General features: G+C 26.7%; 16 protein-coding genes. 2 read left to right on the top strand and 14 right to left on the bottom strand.

Annotated features, from left to right (window positions below):
- Positions 1–5 precede the first annotated feature (5 nt).
- Positions 6–389 carry a hypothetical protein gene (locus JJC02_09110; protein UDN56283.1) on the bottom strand — a complete coding sequence of 128 codons (384 nt, stop codon included), beginning with the start codon at positions 387–389 and terminating at the stop codon, positions 6–8.
- 347 nt (positions 390–736) lie between these two features.
- Here JJC02_09110 and JJC02_09105 point away from each other — a divergent pair, with 347 nt between their 5' ends.
- On the top strand, positions 737–1,228 hold the full coding sequence (locus tag JJC02_09105) for a prolyl-tRNA synthetase associated domain-containing protein (protein ID UDN56282.1): 492 nt from the start codon (positions 737–739) through the stop codon (positions 1,226–1,228).
- Positions 1,229–1,316: 88 nt separating this feature from the next.
- Here JJC02_09105 and JJC02_09100 read toward each other — a convergent pair whose 3' ends face one another.
- Positions 1,317–2,051, bottom strand: a complete 735-nt coding sequence (locus tag JJC02_09100) for a class I SAM-dependent methyltransferase (GenBank protein ID UDN56281.1) — start codon at positions 2,049–2,051, stop codon at positions 1,317–1,319.
- Positions 2,052–2,434: 383 nt separating this feature from the next.
- On the opposite strand from JJC02_09100, the gene JJC02_09095 reads away from it, so the two are divergent.
- Positions 2,435–3,484, top strand: a complete 1,050-nt coding sequence (locus JJC02_09095) for an ABC transporter substrate-binding protein (protein UDN56280.1) — start codon at positions 2,435–2,437, stop codon at positions 3,482–3,484.
- A 174-nt stretch (positions 3,485–3,658) separates the two neighbouring features.
- On the opposite strand, the gene JJC02_09090 is transcribed toward JJC02_09095, so the two are convergent.
- The 12 genes from JJC02_09090 to aroF form a co-directional block, all read right to left on the bottom strand.
- Positions 3,659–4,006 carry a cupin domain-containing protein gene (locus JJC02_09090; GenBank protein UDN56279.1) on the bottom strand — a complete coding sequence of 116 codons (348 nt, stop codon included), beginning with the start codon at positions 4,004–4,006 and terminating at the stop codon, positions 3,659–3,661.
- A 1,163-nt stretch (positions 4,007–5,169) separates the two neighbouring features.
- Positions 5,170–5,919, bottom strand: a complete 750-nt coding sequence (locus JJC02_09085; protein UDN56278.1) for a YdcF family protein — start codon at positions 5,917–5,919, stop codon at positions 5,170–5,172.
- Positions 5,920–5,939: 20 nt separating this feature from the next.
- On the bottom strand, positions 5,940–9,377 hold the full coding sequence (locus JJC02_09080; GenBank protein ID UDN56277.1) for a PAS domain-containing protein: 3,438 nt from the start codon (positions 9,375–9,377) through the stop codon (positions 5,940–5,942).
- 32 nt (positions 9,378–9,409) lie between these two features.
- Positions 9,410–10,762 carry a bifunctional diguanylate cyclase/phosphodiesterase gene (locus JJC02_09075; GenBank protein UDN56407.1) on the bottom strand — a complete coding sequence of 451 codons (1,353 nt, stop codon included), beginning with the start codon at positions 10,760–10,762 and terminating at the stop codon, positions 9,410–9,412.
- 961 nt (positions 10,763–11,723) lie between these two features.
- Complete coding sequence (locus tag JJC02_09070) at positions 11,724–12,563, bottom strand: prephenate dehydrogenase (protein ID UDN56276.1); 840 nt, start codon at positions 12,561–12,563, stop codon at positions 11,724–11,726.
- 20 nt (positions 12,564–12,583) lie between these two features.
- A complete protein-coding gene (locus tag JJC02_09065; GenBank protein UDN56275.1) occupies positions 12,584–13,117 on the bottom strand; it encodes a shikimate kinase in 534 nt (177 codons plus the stop codon).
- On the bottom strand, positions 13,107–13,937 hold the full coding sequence (gene aroE, locus JJC02_09060; protein UDN56274.1) for a shikimate dehydrogenase: 831 nt from the start codon (positions 13,935–13,937) through the stop codon (positions 13,107–13,109). Before aroE ends, JJC02_09065 begins: the two co-directional genes overlap by 11 nt.
- A gap of 45 nt (positions 13,938–13,982) precedes the next feature.
- A complete protein-coding gene (pheA, locus tag JJC02_09055) occupies positions 13,983–15,179 on the bottom strand; it encodes a prephenate dehydratase (GenBank protein ID UDN56273.1) in 1,197 nt (398 codons plus the stop codon).
- 2 nt (positions 15,180–15,181) lie between these two features.
- A complete protein-coding gene (gene aroC, locus JJC02_09050) occupies positions 15,182–16,261 on the bottom strand; it encodes a chorismate synthase (GenBank protein UDN56272.1) in 1,080 nt (359 codons plus the stop codon).
- The gene (gene aroA, locus JJC02_09045) at positions 16,239–17,552 is read right to left on the bottom strand and encodes a 3-phosphoshikimate 1-carboxyvinyltransferase (GenBank protein ID UDN56271.1); all 1,314 of its coding nucleotides are present in this window, start codon (positions 17,550–17,552) and stop codon (positions 16,239–16,241) included. The genes aroC and aroA overlap by 23 nt, the downstream gene beginning before the upstream one ends.
- Positions 17,552–18,616 carry a 3-dehydroquinate synthase gene (locus JJC02_09040; GenBank protein ID UDN56270.1) on the bottom strand — a complete coding sequence of 355 codons (1,065 nt, stop codon included), beginning with the start codon at positions 18,614–18,616 and terminating at the stop codon, positions 17,552–17,554. The genes aroA and JJC02_09040 overlap by 1 nt, the downstream gene beginning before the upstream one ends.
- 21 nt (positions 18,617–18,637) lie before the next feature.
- Entirely contained in the window at positions 18,638–19,651 is a 1,014-nt protein-coding gene (gene aroF / locus JJC02_09035) for a 3-deoxy-7-phosphoheptulonate synthase (GenBank protein UDN56269.1), read from the bottom strand.
- Between the last annotated feature and the right edge of the window lie 439 nt (positions 19,652–20,090).

Genomic DNA, 20,090 nt, shown 5'->3' with positions numbered 1-20,090 from the left:
TTATGTTAACCATAATATTGTTTTACTCTTCCACTGTTTATTCTACTTTCTAACTTTGCTTCTTTTATAGCATACAGTGAAGAGACATATAAATAGCCTTTTTTTGTATCTAATTCTGTAGCCACTAAAATATAATCATCAATTTTTTTTATAAACTCCACGCTTTTTCTAGGTTTTTTAGGATGACTTCCTATATATTCAGGGGACTTTAGTACCATTTTTATAGTATCTATTATATCCCTAACAATATCCTTACTCAATTGACATCTATGTTTTTTCTTTATATGTTTTATAACACCAGAAGAAGCATAAATTTTACCAGTATATTCAATTCCTGCGAGTTCTGCCGTTTCTTCATCTATGATTCCAACAACTTTGTCTGTAGACATATAAAGCACATTCCTTTCTAAGATAATTTACTGTTAATACTGTAAAATTTATTAAAATTAAATATCTATATTTAAAGTATAGTTTATTCCAAAAAGAAAAGATAGTATAATATAGTTTTTTCATATATGGCTTTATATAATCTCTTTTTATATAATTTATAAATGGCAAATAAGGTTCTATTTTCAAGTTATTTTTAGAAATTGTTTAGTTTTTTAAGTTATATTAAGTATTCTTGATTTTTTATAAAAAGATAATCTACTGTTTATATTACATAAAGCGTTTTCTTTTAAAGTATTCTGTGATAATATTATTTATATATAATACAAATTTTTAATAGGAGGATAATATGAACAATCAACAGCAGGAAGTATATAAAAAATTAGATGAATTAGATATATCCTATGAAACTGTAAATCATCCACCAGTTTATACGATTGAAGAAATGGAAAAATTAAAAACATTACATATGGAATTCGTTGTAAAAAATTTATTTCTTCGTGATGCTAAGGGAAAAGAACATTTTTTAGTTGTATTAGGTAAAGACAAAAAAGCAGATTTAAAAGATATTCGTCAACAAATTGATAGTAAACCTCTTAGTTTTGCATCAGAAGAAAGACTTCAAAAATACTTGAAACTTACTAAAGGAGCTGTGACTCCTTTTGGTATATTAAATGATACCGAGGCTGTTGTAAAAGTTGTATTTGATAAAGATTTATTAAAAATGGATAAAATAGGTATACATCCCAATGATAATACTGCTACTGTATTTTTAAAGTTTGAAGATATGAAAAAGCTTATAGAACAAAATGGAAATGAAATATATTACGTTGAAGTATAATTCTAAATTGACAAAAAGGGCAAAAGCACTCAGTACTTTTGCCTACCACTAGTATAGTTACTTTCTACAATAGTTCTTTGTTTTTCATTTATTTTTTTCGTGCAGCTACAAGTAGCATCATAGGTCTGCGTAGCTCATCTTTCATCTCAGGAATTGTATCTAACAGCTTTTCTTCTGGTTGAGGCTCAATAATTTCTAGTATTTCAAACCCAGTTTTATTTAAAGTATTTAGATAAGTTGTTAGTGTTTTATGATATTTTATAACCTCTTCTCCTAGAAAATTTGACTTACGTACTCCTTCTTCAAAATATCTATCTACTGGCCAATGTAGATTATTACCATCTTTATCACAGTACCACTCTTGAGTTCCATATGCAGTAAATATAGGATGTTCAACAGAGAATACAAAGTCACCTCCGTTTGAAAGGCAACTACTTATATTTTTACATATCTCTTCAAATGATTGAATATAATGAAATGCCAAAGAGCTAATAACTACGTCAAAACTATCTTTTGGAAAATTAATATCTTCAATAGGCATACATATGTATTTTATATTATCAAATTGTGTTTTGTTTCTAGCTTCTTTTAGCATTTTTTCTGAAATGTCTATTCCAACAGCAGAATTTGCTCCATTCTCAACTGCATATTGACAATGCCATCCAAATCCACAACCTAAATCTAAAACTCGTTTTCCTTTAAAATCAGGTAACATTTTTTTAAAAATATGCCATTCTCCAGCACCTGCTAGTCCATTTATAGAACGTTCCATTTTACTGTATTTGTCAAAGAATTCATTATTATCATATTTATTCTGTTTCATATATTTTCCTCCATTTTAATTATTTTTGTTTAGTAACACTCTATTAAATACAAAAGATAAACTTTTATTATTTCACACAAAAATAATAAAAGTTTATATAAATAAATTGTTTTCATATAAATTAATCTAATTTATATTATCAACAAATTTTTTCTTTATATATAATAGGCAAAAAATGATATTATTTTAATTTTATTACCTAGCTTATAAATAATCAATATAATTTATTCAATATTACACATTACTAAAAAAACTAAACATAAAACTCAAATTTATTATTAAGTTTTTGTAGAAATATTATAAGTAGAGATAAATTTTTGTAACAACTATAATAAGTATTTAATACTATATATTATTCGTATGTCTTATGGGAGGTATTTGTTATGTTTAAAAAAATAGTCGCAATAGTAAGCTCTATCATTGTAAGCACAATATGTCTAACTGGATGTGATTTTAACTCTAATGGCAAAACAGATGAATCTTCTTCATCCAAAAATCTAGATAAAGTAACTATAGCAGAAGTTACTCATTCTGTTTTTTATGCTCCACAGTATGCTGCTATTACCAAAGGTTTCTTTGAAGATGAAGGTATAAAGATTGACCTTATAAATACTCAAGGTGCAGATAAAACTATGGCTGCTTTGATTTCAGGTGAAGCAAATGTAGGTTTAATGGGTCCTGAAGCATCTATATATGTATATAATCAAAACAAAAACGATTATGCAGTAAACTTTGCTCAATTGACTAAAAGAGATGGTAGTTTTTTAGTTGCTAGAGAAAAAATGCCTAATTTCTCTTATGAAGATTTAAAAGGAAAAGAAATATTAGGTGGTAGAAAAGGCGGAGTTCCACTAATGACTTTTGAATATGTTTTAAAAGAAAAAGGTCTTACTCTCGGAGAAAACCTAAAAGCAGGCAATGTTAATGTAAGAACTGATGTACAATTTGGTGTAATGGCTGGAGCTTTTGCAGGTGGAGAGGGTGACTTTACAACAGCATTTGAACCTACAGCAACAGCAATGGAAAAAGAAGGTAGTGGATATATAGTCACATCTATAGGAAAAGATTCTGGAGAAATACCTTTTACAGCTTACTCTACTACAAGATCATATCTGAAAAATAATAAAGATTTAATTCAGAGATTTACAAATGCTGTTTATAAAGGTCAATTATGGGTTCAACAAGCACCTAGTAAAGAAATAGCTAAAGCTATGCAACCTTTTTTTGAAGACATATCTTTAGAAGATTTAATTACAGTTGTAGATAGATATAAATCAATAGATGCATGGTCTCAAAATCCTGTATTAAAAGAAGAAGGATTAAAGAAATTAATGGCTGTTATGAAAGAGGCTAAAGAATTAGATAAGGAAGCACTTTATAAAGATATTGTAAACACTGAATTTGCTGAGACTGCCATAAAAACTATAAAATAAAACTATATTTAATTTTAACTAAAAAATTTCTTATTTAAGTAGAATATTTAATTAAAAAATCTATATAAAAGATATGAAAATATAAAAAGAGTCTTTCAAAAGACTCTTTTTATATTTTGAGATTAAAGTTTATATAATAAAATAGAAATCAAAGTACTAATTGTACTTATATATCTATCCTCTGTATTCTGCTCCAGCATTAATTTTTGTAATTTGAACAGCTATCATTTCTTCCTTGCTTCCATTAGTAATTTCATGCCACTCTCCTGTTGGTACAAAGACAGTATCACCATCTTTTACGTCGCATTCATTTTCACCAAGCTTCATTTTACCTTCTCCCTTTAGGAACACAAATATTTGCTCGCCATTAGGATGTCTATGAGCCTTAAGAACTTGGTCAGGTTTAAAATAATAAACTTCTGAAGTTATATCACTACCAGCAAATACTGGTATTTTTGGAACTGCTACATCATTATATTGAGCTAAACTTCCATCTAATAGATTCTTTTTATTTTCATGCATACTAAAAATACCTCTTTTCTATATTATAGATTTACTATTATTATTCCAATATAAGAAAATAGTATTCTCATCATGCACAATAGGAATAAAATTCTTTTATTTTTAAAACACAAAGATTATATATTTTTCTAGCTAGAGAAGTATAATCCTTATAAGATATAAAAAATTAACATAAAATAATAATTTCTAAAATTATTTTTAGATATATAAACTTTAACATGAATAAAATATATGAATATTTTTTCTAAAAAATTAAAACTATTTAGTGTGTTTAACGTTTATATAGAATAAATCATAGTAATGAATTAAAAAAGTACCACTTCATTTTAATACTGTAATTATGTTCTTTTTCTATAACATCTCTTTTTTCTATTTGTACTATCAACTTTTTAATATTTTATTATGTATGTAAAAAAACAACTTATATCATTACTTGATAAACTATCAAATAATAGCAAATGGCATAGAATACATTATTATATGCTCTTTTTTATATATCTAGTATTTTTAATGGTTTGATAAAAATAAAATGCTAATTTGTCAGTTAAATGTCAGTAATTTTTTTATTATTTTTTCATTTTTAAGATAAATTTTACCCCCACATATTTATGTTACACTTTATATTTTTAATTTAAATACGTTTATATTAATGATAAAGTTTCTCTTAAATTTTAGCATTATTGATAATAGTTTTTAAGTTTTAGATAACTTTCAATTCGCATTTTATATTGAGACTAGTTAAAATTTTTATATTGTTTATCTTAAATATTTCAACATTTAATTTACTCTAGTTGAACTTATGATTTTTATTCTAAAATAACTACCTTATATTTTAGTTTTTAAATACGTGCTATTAATTTATACGATATTTTATATCTATTTAATAAAAACAAGCTTAAAATCCATTTAAATGGATAATTCTATATTTAAGTTGAAAGACCTTTAAATTAATTAACTATATTTATATTATGTAAACTTATAATGAGTTTTACAATTTTTATTTATATTCTGAATAATCAATATAAAATTAAAATTATTTTTACATTATTTTATATTAATATTATGGATATTCAATCTATATTCATAATATCAATTTTCATAATTTCAACAATGAAAAAAGGCTTATCTCTATTTTGAGATAGCCTCTTTTTACTTATCGTTATTTAGCATCTGTCAAAAACAATTGTTTTCCATATTGCAAAAAATTCTCTTGTATAATAAGTTGGAACAAATGAAATCTTTGACTTACTAGCATAAAAAGAAATATTTTTATATCCATTTCTATTTGCTAGTATTTTACTCCTAAGAACATGAAAATCTGTCGTTATTATTTTTACTTTTATATCTTTTATTGCTTTTCCACTATGTTCTTCTATCTTTAACTTTGAATATTTAAAATTTTCATAAGTATTCGTAGATTTATCTTCTTCTATTATCCTATTCTTATCTATACCATTTTTAACGAGATAATTTTTCATAACTTTTGCCTCACTTATGTTTTCACCATTACCTTTACCACCTGATACGACCACATAACAATCGTTATTAATTTCTAGATATTTTAAAGCAGTATTTAATCTTCCCTTTAAAGTTGTACCTGGTATATTCCTTTTCACAGAAGCTCCTAAAATCAAGAGATAATTACTCTTTGATTCAATACTGTTTTTAGGATAAAAAATTATTAAACTCTCAGTAATTATGAATATTATTAGAAAGATACTACTCATTATTTTTAGCACTTTACAAAAAACCTTCTTTTCTTTAATTTTATTTTTAAAGATTTGATAAATAATTAATAGAACTCCTACAACTAAGAAAATTTCACTAAATGAAATTCTACCAAAAACCATTTTAAGATAAAAATAGTAAGTTGTAAATATTACACCTAAAACCAAACTTATACTATTTAACATATCATCAAAATCCTTTTTATTTATTTTTTGTATAAAGAAATATCTATACACTCTATAAGGCAGTTATATTCTCCTTCCATCCAATTAATCCAACTTGCTATACTGATGTTTGTACCAAAGGTATTTGTCTCCGTTTTGAATTTTGAATGTCTATTTTCTTTCAATCCCTTAATAGGACAATTATTGCAAGGACTGTTAGATTTTAATAATGCCTTGTAACAAGTTTCTCCCGATTTTATACCTAAATCTAGATTTTCTATCTTATTATTGACAATGATAAGTTCATAAGTATTTGGATTTACTATATACATATAATTATCAATAGAATCAATAACTTCTTTAAGTATTGGTTTAGATTTTTCATATTCATTTAATTCTTTTATATTGTTATCACTTATATTATTTTTAAGTTCATTCTGATAGATATAATCATCGTAAAGTGCATATTTATCTTTACCTTTGCTTTTTGCATAGTAAAGTGCCACGTCTGCTTTTCGATAAAGTTCTTTAAATATAGTTCCATGTTCTGGAACAAATGAAATTCCAACTGTGCCAGATATCTTATATGTCTTCTTATTTTCTGTATAAGAATTCCTAAATATATCACATATTTTTTCAGCCTTCTTTTTAGCATTCTCGAAAGATTGAATATTTTTTAAGAATGCTATAAACTCATCTCCACCAATACGACCCACTATATCATCTTTTCTAAATATAGGTTTTAGGTGTTTAGAAACTTCAAATAATACTTTATCTCCAAATACATGTCCTAAATTGTCATTCACAGATTTAAAATTATCTATATCAACAATTAAAAATGCATGAATTCCTGAACTTGCTTCCTCAGAATCCAAGAAATCATTAATTAACTTTTCTGTAGTACCTTTATTATATAATCCTGTAAGAGTATCTCTTTCAGCTTTTAGTTTTAATCTGATTTCTTCTTTTTTCTGATTATCAATATCTTTGACATAAGCAAGAGCTTTTATATCATTTGTAATAGAATCTTTTATTAAGTGCATTGTGCAAACAACCCAAATCATTTTATTTTCTTGATTCATTCTTCTATATTCTAATTTTATTTCAGTTACATTGTTTTTATATGCAGCTAATAAATTTTTACACAAAAATGTATTTAAAAATACTTCTTTATTATCTTTGTGGATAATACTGTTTGCTATAGTTTTTACCATTTCAGAATAGTTATTGTCAGGCTTAATTCCAAATGGTTTGTGCCAGCTTTCATTTCCTTTGATAAAAGTATCCTTTGATACATTTATTTCATAAGTTATCATTGCTTCTGACAATATCGCTGAATGATATTTACCTTCTTCATTATACCTTATCTCTGCTTCTTTTTGTTTGCTTATATCTTCCTGTATACCAATTGCCCTTACAGGATTACCATCTTCATCAAAAATAGTAGTCAAAGTAATCTTGTTCCATATATAACTTCCATCTGGAAGTTTTATCTTAACTACACAACTTGCTGTTTTTGCTCCATTTATTACATTCTCATACATATTTATAAAATCATCACTAAAATCTTTATGAATAACGCCTGATTCTACTAGAGAATATGGAACATTTTCAACAATTTTATAAATATTATATTTGTCAAGTTCTTTACTAGTATTTAAAAGCGACTTAGTTTTTATATCATACTCAAATATGGTGTTTGATGTTTGCTTTAATGCAATTCTAAATCTTTCCTCATTGATTTTAAGTTTTTGTTCTGCATTTTTCAAGTCTGTTATATCAGTTATAATCCAAATACCTTTTTTAATACCATCATCGTCAATAATAAGTCTTCCTTTTATAGAAACCCAAATAATATTACCATCTCTTCTTCTTATTCTATGTTCATATACAGCTATACCTTTTGTATTTAACTGATGTTGTATATTTTCAAGAGCCTTTTTTCTATCATCGTAGAAAATAAGATTGCATGCTTTGGATTGAAGTTCATCTTCTAACTGTTCACGCGTATATCCAATCATTGAAAGATAACCAGAATTAGTATATTTTATAGTAAAATCCTCATTAAATTCTGTTATAAGTATACCACCTAAAATATTTTCTGATACCATTTCAAGTTCTAGATTTTTTTGTTTCATTTCTTTTTCTAATTTTTTTGTTCTAGTAATATCTACAGTAACACAACAAAAATACTCTTTTCCATCAGGTTCTGTTATGAGTTCTCCCTTATCCAAAACCCATACTGTATCACCACTTTTTGTTATAACTCTGTATTCTAATTCAATAGTTTTGTTTTTGCAAACTTGTTCAGAGATTTCTCTTTTTATCCTTTTAACATCATCTTTATGTATTAAGCTATAAAAATTGTTATTAAATAATGTTTTTATTTCTTCTCTTGTATAACCGAATAAATCTATAAATCCATCACTTAAAAAATTAAACTCGCATGTTTCGCCAAGAGTACATTTTTGTACTCCTCCAGGAATGCTATTTGTAATGGATGATATTTCTTTGTTGGCTTTTAGTATATGTCTTTGAGATTTATTATTTTTATAAAATATATATATTATGAGTATAATAAACAACAAGAACACTTTAAAAATAAGAGAAAATGCTAATTGATTTATTTTATCAATATTTTTTCTTACAGTATGTTGTGGTATCACAGAAAGCACATACCAATCATTTATATCAATTGGCGTATAAGTAGCATAACCATTTTCTCCTTTGTATTCATATGACACAAAACCACTCTTGTTATTTTTTATATCTTCATATATTTTTTTATAGCTATATCCATCATCAAAAGAAGCCTTTTTAAGTATGTCATATATATTATTACTACTTGATTTAATCAACTTATTTGTATGTGAAGATTTTAGAACAAACTTCCCACTAGATTCAAATATATCTATATATCCTTCACTATTAAAACTTGTTATATCTATAAATTCAGCTAATTTATCCTTATAGTAAGAACCATATAAAATACCAATCACTTTGTTATTTTTATTAAATATAGGAGTAGCTACAGCAAAAGTATCTTTTTTATCAATTTGAGATTTTACAACTTCAGATATATTACTTTCTCCACTAATTGCTTTCTTAAAGTATTGATAATTTGACACATCGATAATTTTGCCATCACTAGTATGGCTTGTTCCATCAGGAGATACAATAGAGATTCTTTGAAAATCAGATTCTTTTGATATACTAGCTAGTAATGGAATTATTTCTGAATTATCTATAGTATCAAAGTATGAAACCATATTTGCTACATTTTTAATAAAGGATAAAGAACTATCTAATTTTATCTTTATAGCATTAGAACTTTGTAAAGATATTTTCTTTAAATTAACTTTATTATTTTCTTCTTCTTGAACATTAGTTTTAAATGCAAAATCAGAAAAAGAAATTATTGTAAATAAAAATATTAAAACAATACTCAGTACATTTTTTAAAGATTTTGCTCTTATCACTTAATCACCACCTTCCATTTAAGACTTATTGACTATATTTTATAGACTAATTTTTCAAATTCTTTAACTGGTAATGGTTTTGAAAAATAATATCCTTGAACAATATCACAATTTGCTTCTTTTAACATTTCTATTTGACTTTTTGTTTCAATTCCTTCAGCAACAACTCTTATTCCTAATTGTTTAATTAGAGAGACTATGCTTTTTATAACAATTTGACTCTTATCAGCATCTTTATCATCACTAAAAAAACCTCTATCTAATTTTATTACATTTAATGGTATATTTTTAAGCATATTTACAGAAGAATATCCCGACCCAAAATCATCCATTGAAACTATAAAACCAATATCCTGTAGATTTCTACTTACATTAAATAAAGTATCAGTATCTTCAAACATACTAGATTCAGTAATTTCAATCTCTATTAAACTATATGGTATTTTATATCTATCACATATATTTACTATTTTTGAAATGAAGTCTTCTTTTAAAAAATCAACTCTTGAGAAATTTACAGATATAGGTAGAGGTGAAATTCCTTTATCAAATAAAGACCTAATTTCTTTACAAGCTTGTTCTAATATGTACATATCAATCTTTCTAATAAATCCGTTTTTTTCAAATATAGGTATAAAATCACCTGGATATATGACTTCTTTTTCTGTATATTGCCATCTGACTAGGGCTTCACTTCCACAAAATTTATCTAATTTAATATTATATTTTGGTTGTAGATACATTACGAATTGACCATTTTCAAGAGCATACTCCATTTCTTTTTCTATCTTATCTTCAAGTAACAATTTCTCTCTTAATTTATCATTAAAAAATGCAAAGTTTACATCACGATTATTTTTTATTGAAGATTTTGCAAGCGAAGCTCTATCACTATATGCACTTACAGATAGAGCCTTATCTTTAATTTCATAAATTCCAAAAGATAAGTTTACAAGTTCATTATTTATCATAATCTTTTTTATAGTATTTATTATATCCTCTTTTGTATTATATGTTAATAATATGTTAAAATTATCAGCACTTACACGAGCAAAAGTTTCATTGCTATCAGTCAATTCATTTAAAGTATCGGCAATGTTTTTTAAGATTAAATTTCCCCTTTTATGACCATATATATCATTAATTGCTTTAAATTTATCAATATCAAATATAACCATTGCATGCTTATTATCTTGTGATGTTTTCCTCAATAAGTTTGTGACATCATATTCAAACTTTTTCCAATTGGAATAACCTGTCACAGAATCTGTATATGCTATTTTTTCTATAGTTTTTTGACTTTTTGCCTTTGAGTACAGTATATAAATTATGATGCCTAAAAATAAAAGTGAAAGTATAATCCATCCAATAATTGTAACTATCATTAATCCATTTAGTTTTTTAGATACAACCATCTTTGGAACAAAAGATGCTATAAACCAATCATTGATTTCTAGAGATGTATATGCCATATAAAATTTTTTCTCTGAATCTTTAACTTCTACTACACCTTGGTCTGATATTTTCATATTTTTAAATGTAGAAATAGATAAGAATTCAGATATAAACTCAACATTATAATCTGCTGCAATTACAGCAACTATCCTCTCTTTATTATACAATGGTACAGCGTATGTTTTAGTAAGTTTTCCAGTAGTTTTATCTATTAATGGTTTTGATATATTAGCTTTACCTCTAATAGCAAGTTTAAAATAGTCTCTATCTGAAAAATCTGTTCCAAAAACTCCTTCAGCATATCCTTTCCCATTAGGTAGAATCATTCCAATATTATTGTAATCACTGCTTTTATTATATGACTTTAACATTCTTAAAGTCTTTTCTAAATCGAAGTCATCCTCTGTTTCTAGAAGTTTAGAAATATTTTCTAATTCATTTAAATTACTTGTCAACTTGCTATTAATGGCAATTTTGCTCTCTTCACTAATTTCGGATAAATAATTTTTTGTTTCATATTCTAATACTCTATCCATATTACTTACATAACAAAATGCAAATATACTAAAAAAGAATAGTACTATAAATGCTACTGACATATTTTTTACTATTGGTCTACTTTTTTTCAAATAGCTACACCTCACCCTCCTTAGCGCTTATAATATAATTGATTCACTTTATTTTACTATTAATAGCTGTTTTTTACAATTAAGTTTTATAAATTGTTAATAAAGAGCAATTTAAATAAATATCATTTAAAGGATAATAATATTTAAGGGTACAAATATATCAATAGCATATTTAATTATATTGAATCTATAGTTACTAATATAATTAAATATACTATCGCTTATATTTATACCCATCTATATATAGCTTAAATATTCATTTTTATTTTTCTAAAGCCTCTCTTCTTATTGATGATTTTTTAAAATATTCTATCAATTTATTTTTATCATCATTGAAGATAGCATCTTTTACTAAGTTTATTTCTGATTCAAAATTTTCTATAACTTTTAGTAAATTATCTCTATTTCCTAAAAAAAGTTCACTCCATAAATCTTCATTCATATTTGCAATTCTAGTTAAGTCTCTATAGCTATCTCCAATAAATTTACCTGTATCTCTACCTTCTTCATCACTATTTATAAGAGCAACTGCCATAACATGAGGTAGCTGAGATGTAAAAGCTATAATCTCATCATGCTTTTGTGAAGTTAGCTTTTTTACTCTTTTGAATCCTATCTCTAAAACTAAATTTTCAACTAATTCTAAATTCTTTACGTTATTTCTGCCAGTTGGAGTAATTATGTAATTTGCACCATTAAAAACCTGTTCACTTGCAAAATCAATTCCCTTTTTTTCCCTACCTGCCATAGGATGACCAAATATAAAATCTATATCATCTGGAATAATTTGCAATACATCATTGATAAGTGTTTCTTTTATTCCTGTAGTATCAGTAATTATAGTTCCTTTTTTAAAAAAGCTTTTATTATTATTCAAAAAATCTACAACTAATCTAGGATATATAGATAATATAATTAAATCAGCTTTTTTAAATAACTCTTCACCTGTAGTACATCCTTTTTTTATGATTCTTGCTTTTTCTGCTTTCTTTAAAGTTTCTAAATCTACGTCTACCCCAAATACATTTTCATATCCAGCTTTTTTTAATGCTTTGGCAAAAGAGCCTCCTATCACTCCTAGTCCTACAATAACAATATTCATTATTCTTACTTCCCCCTAGATTATTTTTCTTTAAATTCAAACTTAAAATTTTCACTGATTATATTTGTAATATTATATACAGCATTATTTAATGATTTATCATTTAAAATTTCTATATCTGAGAATTTTTTATAAAGATTTATTCTCTCATTATAAAGATTATGCAATCTATCTTTTCCGTTTTTTAATAAGGGTCTTGAATTAATATTTATATCTTCTAAAATCTTTTGTACAGGTCTATCAATAAAAATTATTATACCTGTTTCTTTTAATATCTCCATATTGATATCCTTTTTTATTACACCTCCACCTGTAGATATCACTGTTTTATCACTTATAGAAAGTTCCCTACATGCTTGAGTCTCATAATCTCTAAAAATATCTTCTCCTTTTGTAAACAATTCTGCTATGCTTTTTTGGGATATTTGACTTATATAATCATCCATATCGCAAAAACTACAATTATACTCTTGAGCCAAAAGTTTACCAATTGTAGTCTTTCCACTACCTGGCATACCTATTAATATCAATTTTTGTTTTGTTTTATTTATCATAATAATTCCCCTTAAAAAATTCTAATTTTAATTCATTATATATGACATCTAAAATACTATTATCTATTTTAGTATCTTGCCAAATTTCCTGAGATTTTATTGCTTGCCCTACCAACATATACAAGCCATCACAAGTTTTTTTACCTATACTATTACCAATCCTTAAAAACTCTGTTTCTCCAGGATTGTAAATCAAATCTATTAATGTATCAAAATTTTGTATAATAGATTTTGGCACTGGTGAAATTCCTACATTAGGGTACATACCTACTGGTGTAGCATTTAATATTATATCACCTGTTATACATTTAAGTTCTTCATAGTCTATCAATATAGCTTTACTATTTAATAATTTTTTATTATCCTTTTTTCTAGTGGCAACATAAACCTTCTCTATGCCAGAATCAAGAAGATATGTAAGAGCTGCTTTAGAAGCGCCACCAGTTCCTAATATAACAGCTACTTTTCCTAGAACATCAATATTAAGCATTTTAAACATACTATCAAGACCAAAGTAATCTGTATTGTAACCATATAACATATTTTCTCTAAGTAAAATTGTATTAACTGCTCCTATACGTTTTGCCTCTGATGATATAAAATCCAGATGCTTCATAATACGCTCCTTATATGGTACGGTAACATTTACTCCTTGTATTCCCAATAATTTTATAGCACCATCTAACTTATATATATCTTCTTTTGAAATTTCAAAGTTTTTATATGCACTTTCAATATTTAGTATCTCAAATATTCTCTTGTGAATTTGAGGTGAAACACTATGAGAAAGTTTTTCACCTACTAGACCAAAAAAATTCATCTTTACACCTCCTAATAGCTACAATTAAATAAAAATTTATCTTATTTATTCAGTTTTATTTTTATATACTCCCATAAATTTAAAATATGCTGTATTATGCTTTATCAATTCTAATAAATCATATACTTTAGGGTTATATATAGAACACTCAAAATCTATATAAAAGAAATATCTCCATGAAGCGTTCTTCATAGGTCTTGATTCTATTTTTGTCATATTTATGTTATTTTCCGCAAAGTATCCAAGCACTTTATAAAGTCTTCCTGCTTCATGTTCAACAGAAAATACTACACTCATCTTGTTTGACTCTTCCTCAATGTGTATTTGATTACTGATTACCACAAACCTTGTATAGTTATTTGTAATATCATTTATACAAGGGCTTATTATTTCTAATCCATAAATACTTGCAGCTTTTTTGCTTGCAATTGCTGCTTTTGTTTTATCTTGAAGTTTTTTTACAAGTTCAGCACTTGTTGCTGTATTATTAAATGGTATTAGCTTCCAAGTACTATTTTGTTTTAAAAACTCACTACTTTGTCCTATACCTTGTGGGTGAGAATATATTTCTTTTATATCTTCAAGTTTTGTACCTTTTATCCCAATTAAATTCTGGTCTATTTTTATGCATTCTTCTCCAACTATATAAAAACCGTAGTTTTTTAATAGGTCATAAGTTTCAGAAATAGCTCCTGTGGATGAATTTTCTATGGGTATTATTCCATAGTCTATTTCTTTATTTTTAAGAGCAATAAAAACATCTTCGAATTCTTTAAATTGTTTTTTTGAAATTGTTTTTTTGAAGAATTTATTTAGTGCTTCTTCTGTAAATGAACCTGATATACCTGGAAACCCTACTAGGATATTTTTTTTATTTAATTCGCATTTCAAAGACTTATATTTATCTATATTTGACAAATCAAATTTCTTATTTGATGAATCTAGACTATATTCAATTTTCTGCTCACTATCATTACCCATTAATCTTTTTTGTAACCCTCTACTAATTTCCATTATAGAATTAAAAAATTGTATAGTTTCTTGTGAATATACTTTATTATCTAAATTATCTACAGCTCTACTTAATACTTTTTCTTCTCTATCTTTTTGAAGTATAGCAGTGTTATTTTTCATTTTATGTTTAGCAATTTCAAGAACTGTATTCATTCTCTTTTCAAATAATTGAATAAGCTCTTTATCTATATTATCAATTTCATGTCTATATCTTGTTAAATCCTCCATTATTATCGTCCTTTCATCAAATCAAAAATTCCAATAGCCGTTACTGCTTCTATTACAGGTATGGCCCTTTGAACTATACAAGGGTCATGTCTGCCTTTAATAGATAAAATATCATCTTTTTTGTATTTTATATTAACAGTGTTCTGTTGTCTACTAATTGATGGTGTTGGCTTTATTGCTACTTTGAAAATTATTGGCATTCCAGTTGTAATACCTCCAATGATTCCCCCATTATTATTTGTTTTACTCTTAACTTGAATCCCTTCATAATACATTTCATCATTACTTTGAGAACCATACATATCTGTAAGTTTAAAACCTAAACCAAACTCTACACCTTTTACAGAAGGAACAGAAAACAATAAATGTGATAGAGTAGATTCAACAGAATCAAAAAATGGATTTCCAATTCCTACATTAACACCTACCACCGCACATTCAACTATGCCACCAACTGAATCTCCTTGATTTTTTGCATCTATAATAGTATTTTTCATAGCCTCTTCCTTTGATAAATCGAGTAAAGGTAGTTCTAAAGTTTGTAAATTTGATAACTGTTGTTTTGTAATACCTACATAATCAAAACTCATATCTTCTATATTTTTAATTTTTTTTATGTGTGCACCTATCTCTATTCCTTTTTGCAATAAAATCTGTTTACATATAGCACCACAAAATACCAATGGAGCTGTTATCCTACCTGAAAAATGACCTCCTCCTCTGTAGTCATTAAATCCAGAATATCTCACATGTCCTGTGAAATCCGCATGTCCTGGTCTCATTAAATTTTTAAGCTCTCCGTAATCTTTTGAGCGAGTATCACTATTTCTTATGATTGCACATAATGGCGTTCCTGTAGTTCTTCCATTAAAATATCCACTTAGAATTTCTGGTATATCACTTTCATTTCTTGAGGTAGATATAGAATTTTTTCCAGGCGCTCTTCTCTTCATTTCTTTATCAATCTTCTCAAGGTCAAGTTCAATTCCTGAAGGAAGACCATCTATATTTATACCTATAGCATTTCCATGAGATTCTCCAAAAATGGATATTTTTAAATTATTTCCCCATATTCCACTCATCAATTCGTCCTCCTAGCATCTCAAAGTCTTTAAAAAAATGTGGATAAGACTTTGATACACACTCAAAATCTTTTAATATTATTGGTTTATCACATCTACAAGAGGCAATTGCAAGTGTCATAGCAATTCTGTGGTCTTTGTGACTCCACACCTCTACTCCACCATTTAACTTACTTACTCCTTCGATTATCAAACTATCTTCTTTCTCTTCTATATTTGCTCCAAGTTTACTTAACTCAACATTTATTGCATGAAGTCTATCGCATTCTTTAATTCTAAGTCTCCCAGCGTTAATTATTGTGGTTTTTCCTCTACTTAAAGCAGCTACTACAGATAATACAGGTATTATATCTGGACATTGAGATGCATCTATCAAAGTACTATTTAAACAATTTGCAATTCCTTTGATTTTGTTATCTTCTCTTAATATTTCCATACCCATCCTAGATAAAATCTCAATTACTTCACTATCTCCCTGAAGAGAATCTTCTCTAAGGTCCAATATACTAATATCTTCTCCTATAGCATCTGCCGATAAATAAAATGCTCCTTGAGAATAATCTCCTTCCACTTTATAATCTCTTGCTTTATAGATTTGATTTCCTTTTATAATAAATTCTTTATAGTCATTATTTATAATTTCTACTCCAAAATCTTTCATAGTTGAAATAGTCAAATCCAAATATCCTTTAGATTCCAACTCAGTTGTAATTATTATCTTTGAATCAGTCTCTAGTGTAGGTAATATAAATAATAAACCTGTTATAAACTGCGAACTTATATTTCCTTTTACTCTAAATTCATCTGGCTTAATTTTTCCTGATACAATCAAATCCAATTGATTTTCTTTATAGCTATATTCTATATTCTGTCTATCGAATATTTCATAATAAGTATCAAGTGGTCTTTTTCCAAGATTACCTCTACCTATAAATCTTTTTACACCATCAAATGCTAAAGATATAGGTACTAAAAATCTCAAAGTAGAGCCGGATTCATTACAATCTATTGTTAATTTAGGCTGATTCAACTGATTATCTCTATTTAAAATGCCTTCTTCAGAAAAAATTCCTGAAACTTCTAAAAAATCTTCTTTTCTTTCTATAATAGCTCCTAATGATGTCATAGCTCTTATAGTCGCTATAATATCATCAGAAAAATCAATATTAGAAATTCTACTTTTTCCATTGCTTAAAGATGCACAAATAACTGCCCTATGTGCCATACTCTTTGATGGTGGAATTTTTACCTCTCCAGATAATTTACTTGGATATATTTTTAGACTTCCCATTATTTTACCTCCTGAAAAAATTTAGAAGTAGTATTATATATAATACTCTCTCCAATATCCTTTAAAAGTATTATTTTTAATGTATCACCTAGATTTTTTTTATCAAGAGATATAGCATCTATTATAGATTTGCTATCACTTAATTCAATCTCATACGGTAAATTATAGTTCATTAAAATTGTTTTTATAAGTTCTGATGTACCTTTTTTTGTAACTCCTATCTTTTCACTTTCCAAAGTTATCTTATACATTCCTATACCAACGGCTTCTCCATGAGTGTATCCCGTAAAATTGTAGTGTTTCTCAATAGCATGACCTAATGTATGACCAAAGTTTAGAAGCATTCTATCTCCAAAATCTCTTTCATCAGCTTCAACTACAGTTTTTTTAATAAGGCAACATTTATGTATAATGTATTCTATATGTTGCATTACTTCTTCTCTATTTTTCAAACTTAAAAGCTTATCAAAAAAAGTTTTATCTCTTATACATCCATACTTTATAACTTCTGCCATTCCATCTCTATAGAATTTTTCTGGAAGTGATAATAATACATTTGGGTCAATAAATACAGCTTTAGGTTGATAAAAGCTTCCCACTAAGTTTTTACCCCTCTCAAGGTCAACTCCAACCTTTCCACCTACAGAACTATCAACTTGTGCTAATAGAGATGTTGGAATTTGAATAAAGTTTACACCTCTCAAAAAAGTTGCTGCTGAAAATCCACCTAAATCACCTATTACCCCTCCGCCTAAAGTAATAATCAAATCTTTTCTAGTTAACTTAAAGTCAAGTAGACTATCGTATATTTTAGGAAGAGTGTTAAATGACTTTGTTTCTTCACCTGATTTTAATACTATAGATTTAATTTCAAATCCAGATTCACTCAAATTACTTCTCACTTCATTTAAATATAATTTTGATACATTTTCGTCAGTTACAATAAAAATTTTATTCCCAGAATATATTTTTTTTATTTCTTCTCCTATATTTTCTAGTATATTTTTTTTAATAAATATATTGTAGCTATTCTCTTTTAAATTTACTAATAATTTTTTTTCCACCTTTAACCATCCTTTTATAGATTATATTTCTCTTCCAACCGCTGATGCGATAGTTTTTAATTCACTTATTAATTCATCATATTCGTTTGGTTTAATTGATTGTTTACCATCACAAAGTGCATGTGCTGGGTCATTATGAACTTCTATTATAAGACCATCTGCTCCAACTGCAATTGCTGCCTTAGATAGAGAATCAACCATCCATGATTTTCCTGCGGCATGACTTGGGTCAACTATAACTGGTAAATGACTAAGTTTCTTTACAGCTAAAATTGCACTCAAATCTAAAGTATTTCTAGTATATGTTTCAAAAGTTCTTATACCTCTTTCACAAAGAACTACATTTTCATTTCCTCCAGCCATTATATACTCTGCTGACATTAACCACTCTTCAATTGTAGCAGATAATCCTCTTTTTAAAAGTATTGTTTTATTTATTTTTCCTAATTCTTTTAACAAATCGAAGTTTTGCATGTTTCTAGCTCCAACTTGAATTACATCCACATTTTCTTCAAATATATCTATATCTTGTGTTGACATTATTTCTGTAACTATAGGAAGACCCGTTTTCTCTTTTGCTTTCTTTAATAAGTCCAATCCATCATATCTTAATCCTTGAAAAGCGTATGGTGATGTTCTTGGCTTAAATGCTCCTCCTCTCAAAAATCCTGCACCTGATTTTTTTACATCCTCAGCTATAGATACTATTTGTTCTTCTGTTTCAACAGAACAAGGTCCAGCTATCATAGCGATTTTTTTTGACCCAATCTCCATACCATTTACGTTTATGATTGAAGGTTCTGGATGAAACTTTCTATTTGCCTTTTTAAAAGGTTCTACTACATGCATAACTTTTTCAACTATCTTATTTGCTTCTATTCTTTTGGCATCTATTTTACTAGTATCCCCAACTAAACCTAAAACAGTTAATTCTGTACCATCTATGGGATTAACTTCTACTCCTTCTCTGCCAATAGCTTCTATTAACTTCCTAATCTCATTTTTATCTGCTCCTACTTTTAGTACTACTATCATTTTTACTACCTCCTAGTATTATAATTTTATATTTAAAATAAAAAAGAGAACTCACCAATGAGTTCTCTAAGATAATCTATCAAGCATTAAATCTTACATAAATATATAAAATAATTATTTTTATAAAATTTACTTATGCTCAAAGTCATTAAAACAAGGCCTCACCAGAAAGAAATTACATGTATCTTTGTAAAAGAAATAGCCAGCGCTAAAATAAAAGCCCCAGAACATAAAGTAAAAAAAGCTATAAAGTTTTGCTGTTAGTTCTTTTAATATTCCTTTCATAGTATTATCCTCCATTTTTATAATTATTGCTCTTCTTGTTTAATAATTATAGCAAAGAAAATATAATTGTCAATATTTTCTATAAATATTTTCAATTTAAAATATTTTTTATTTACTTAAATTAGTTTCTCAATTGATGTATTTTTATAAAATC

It is taken from the genome of Clostridioides sp. ES-S-0054-01, from assembly GCA_021561035.1.
GTDB lineage: Bacteria > Bacillota > Clostridia > Peptostreptococcales > Peptostreptococcaceae > Clostridioides.
The sequence above is the reverse complement of the archived record's forward strand: the minus strand, read 5'-3'. Positions and strand labels throughout refer to the sequence as shown.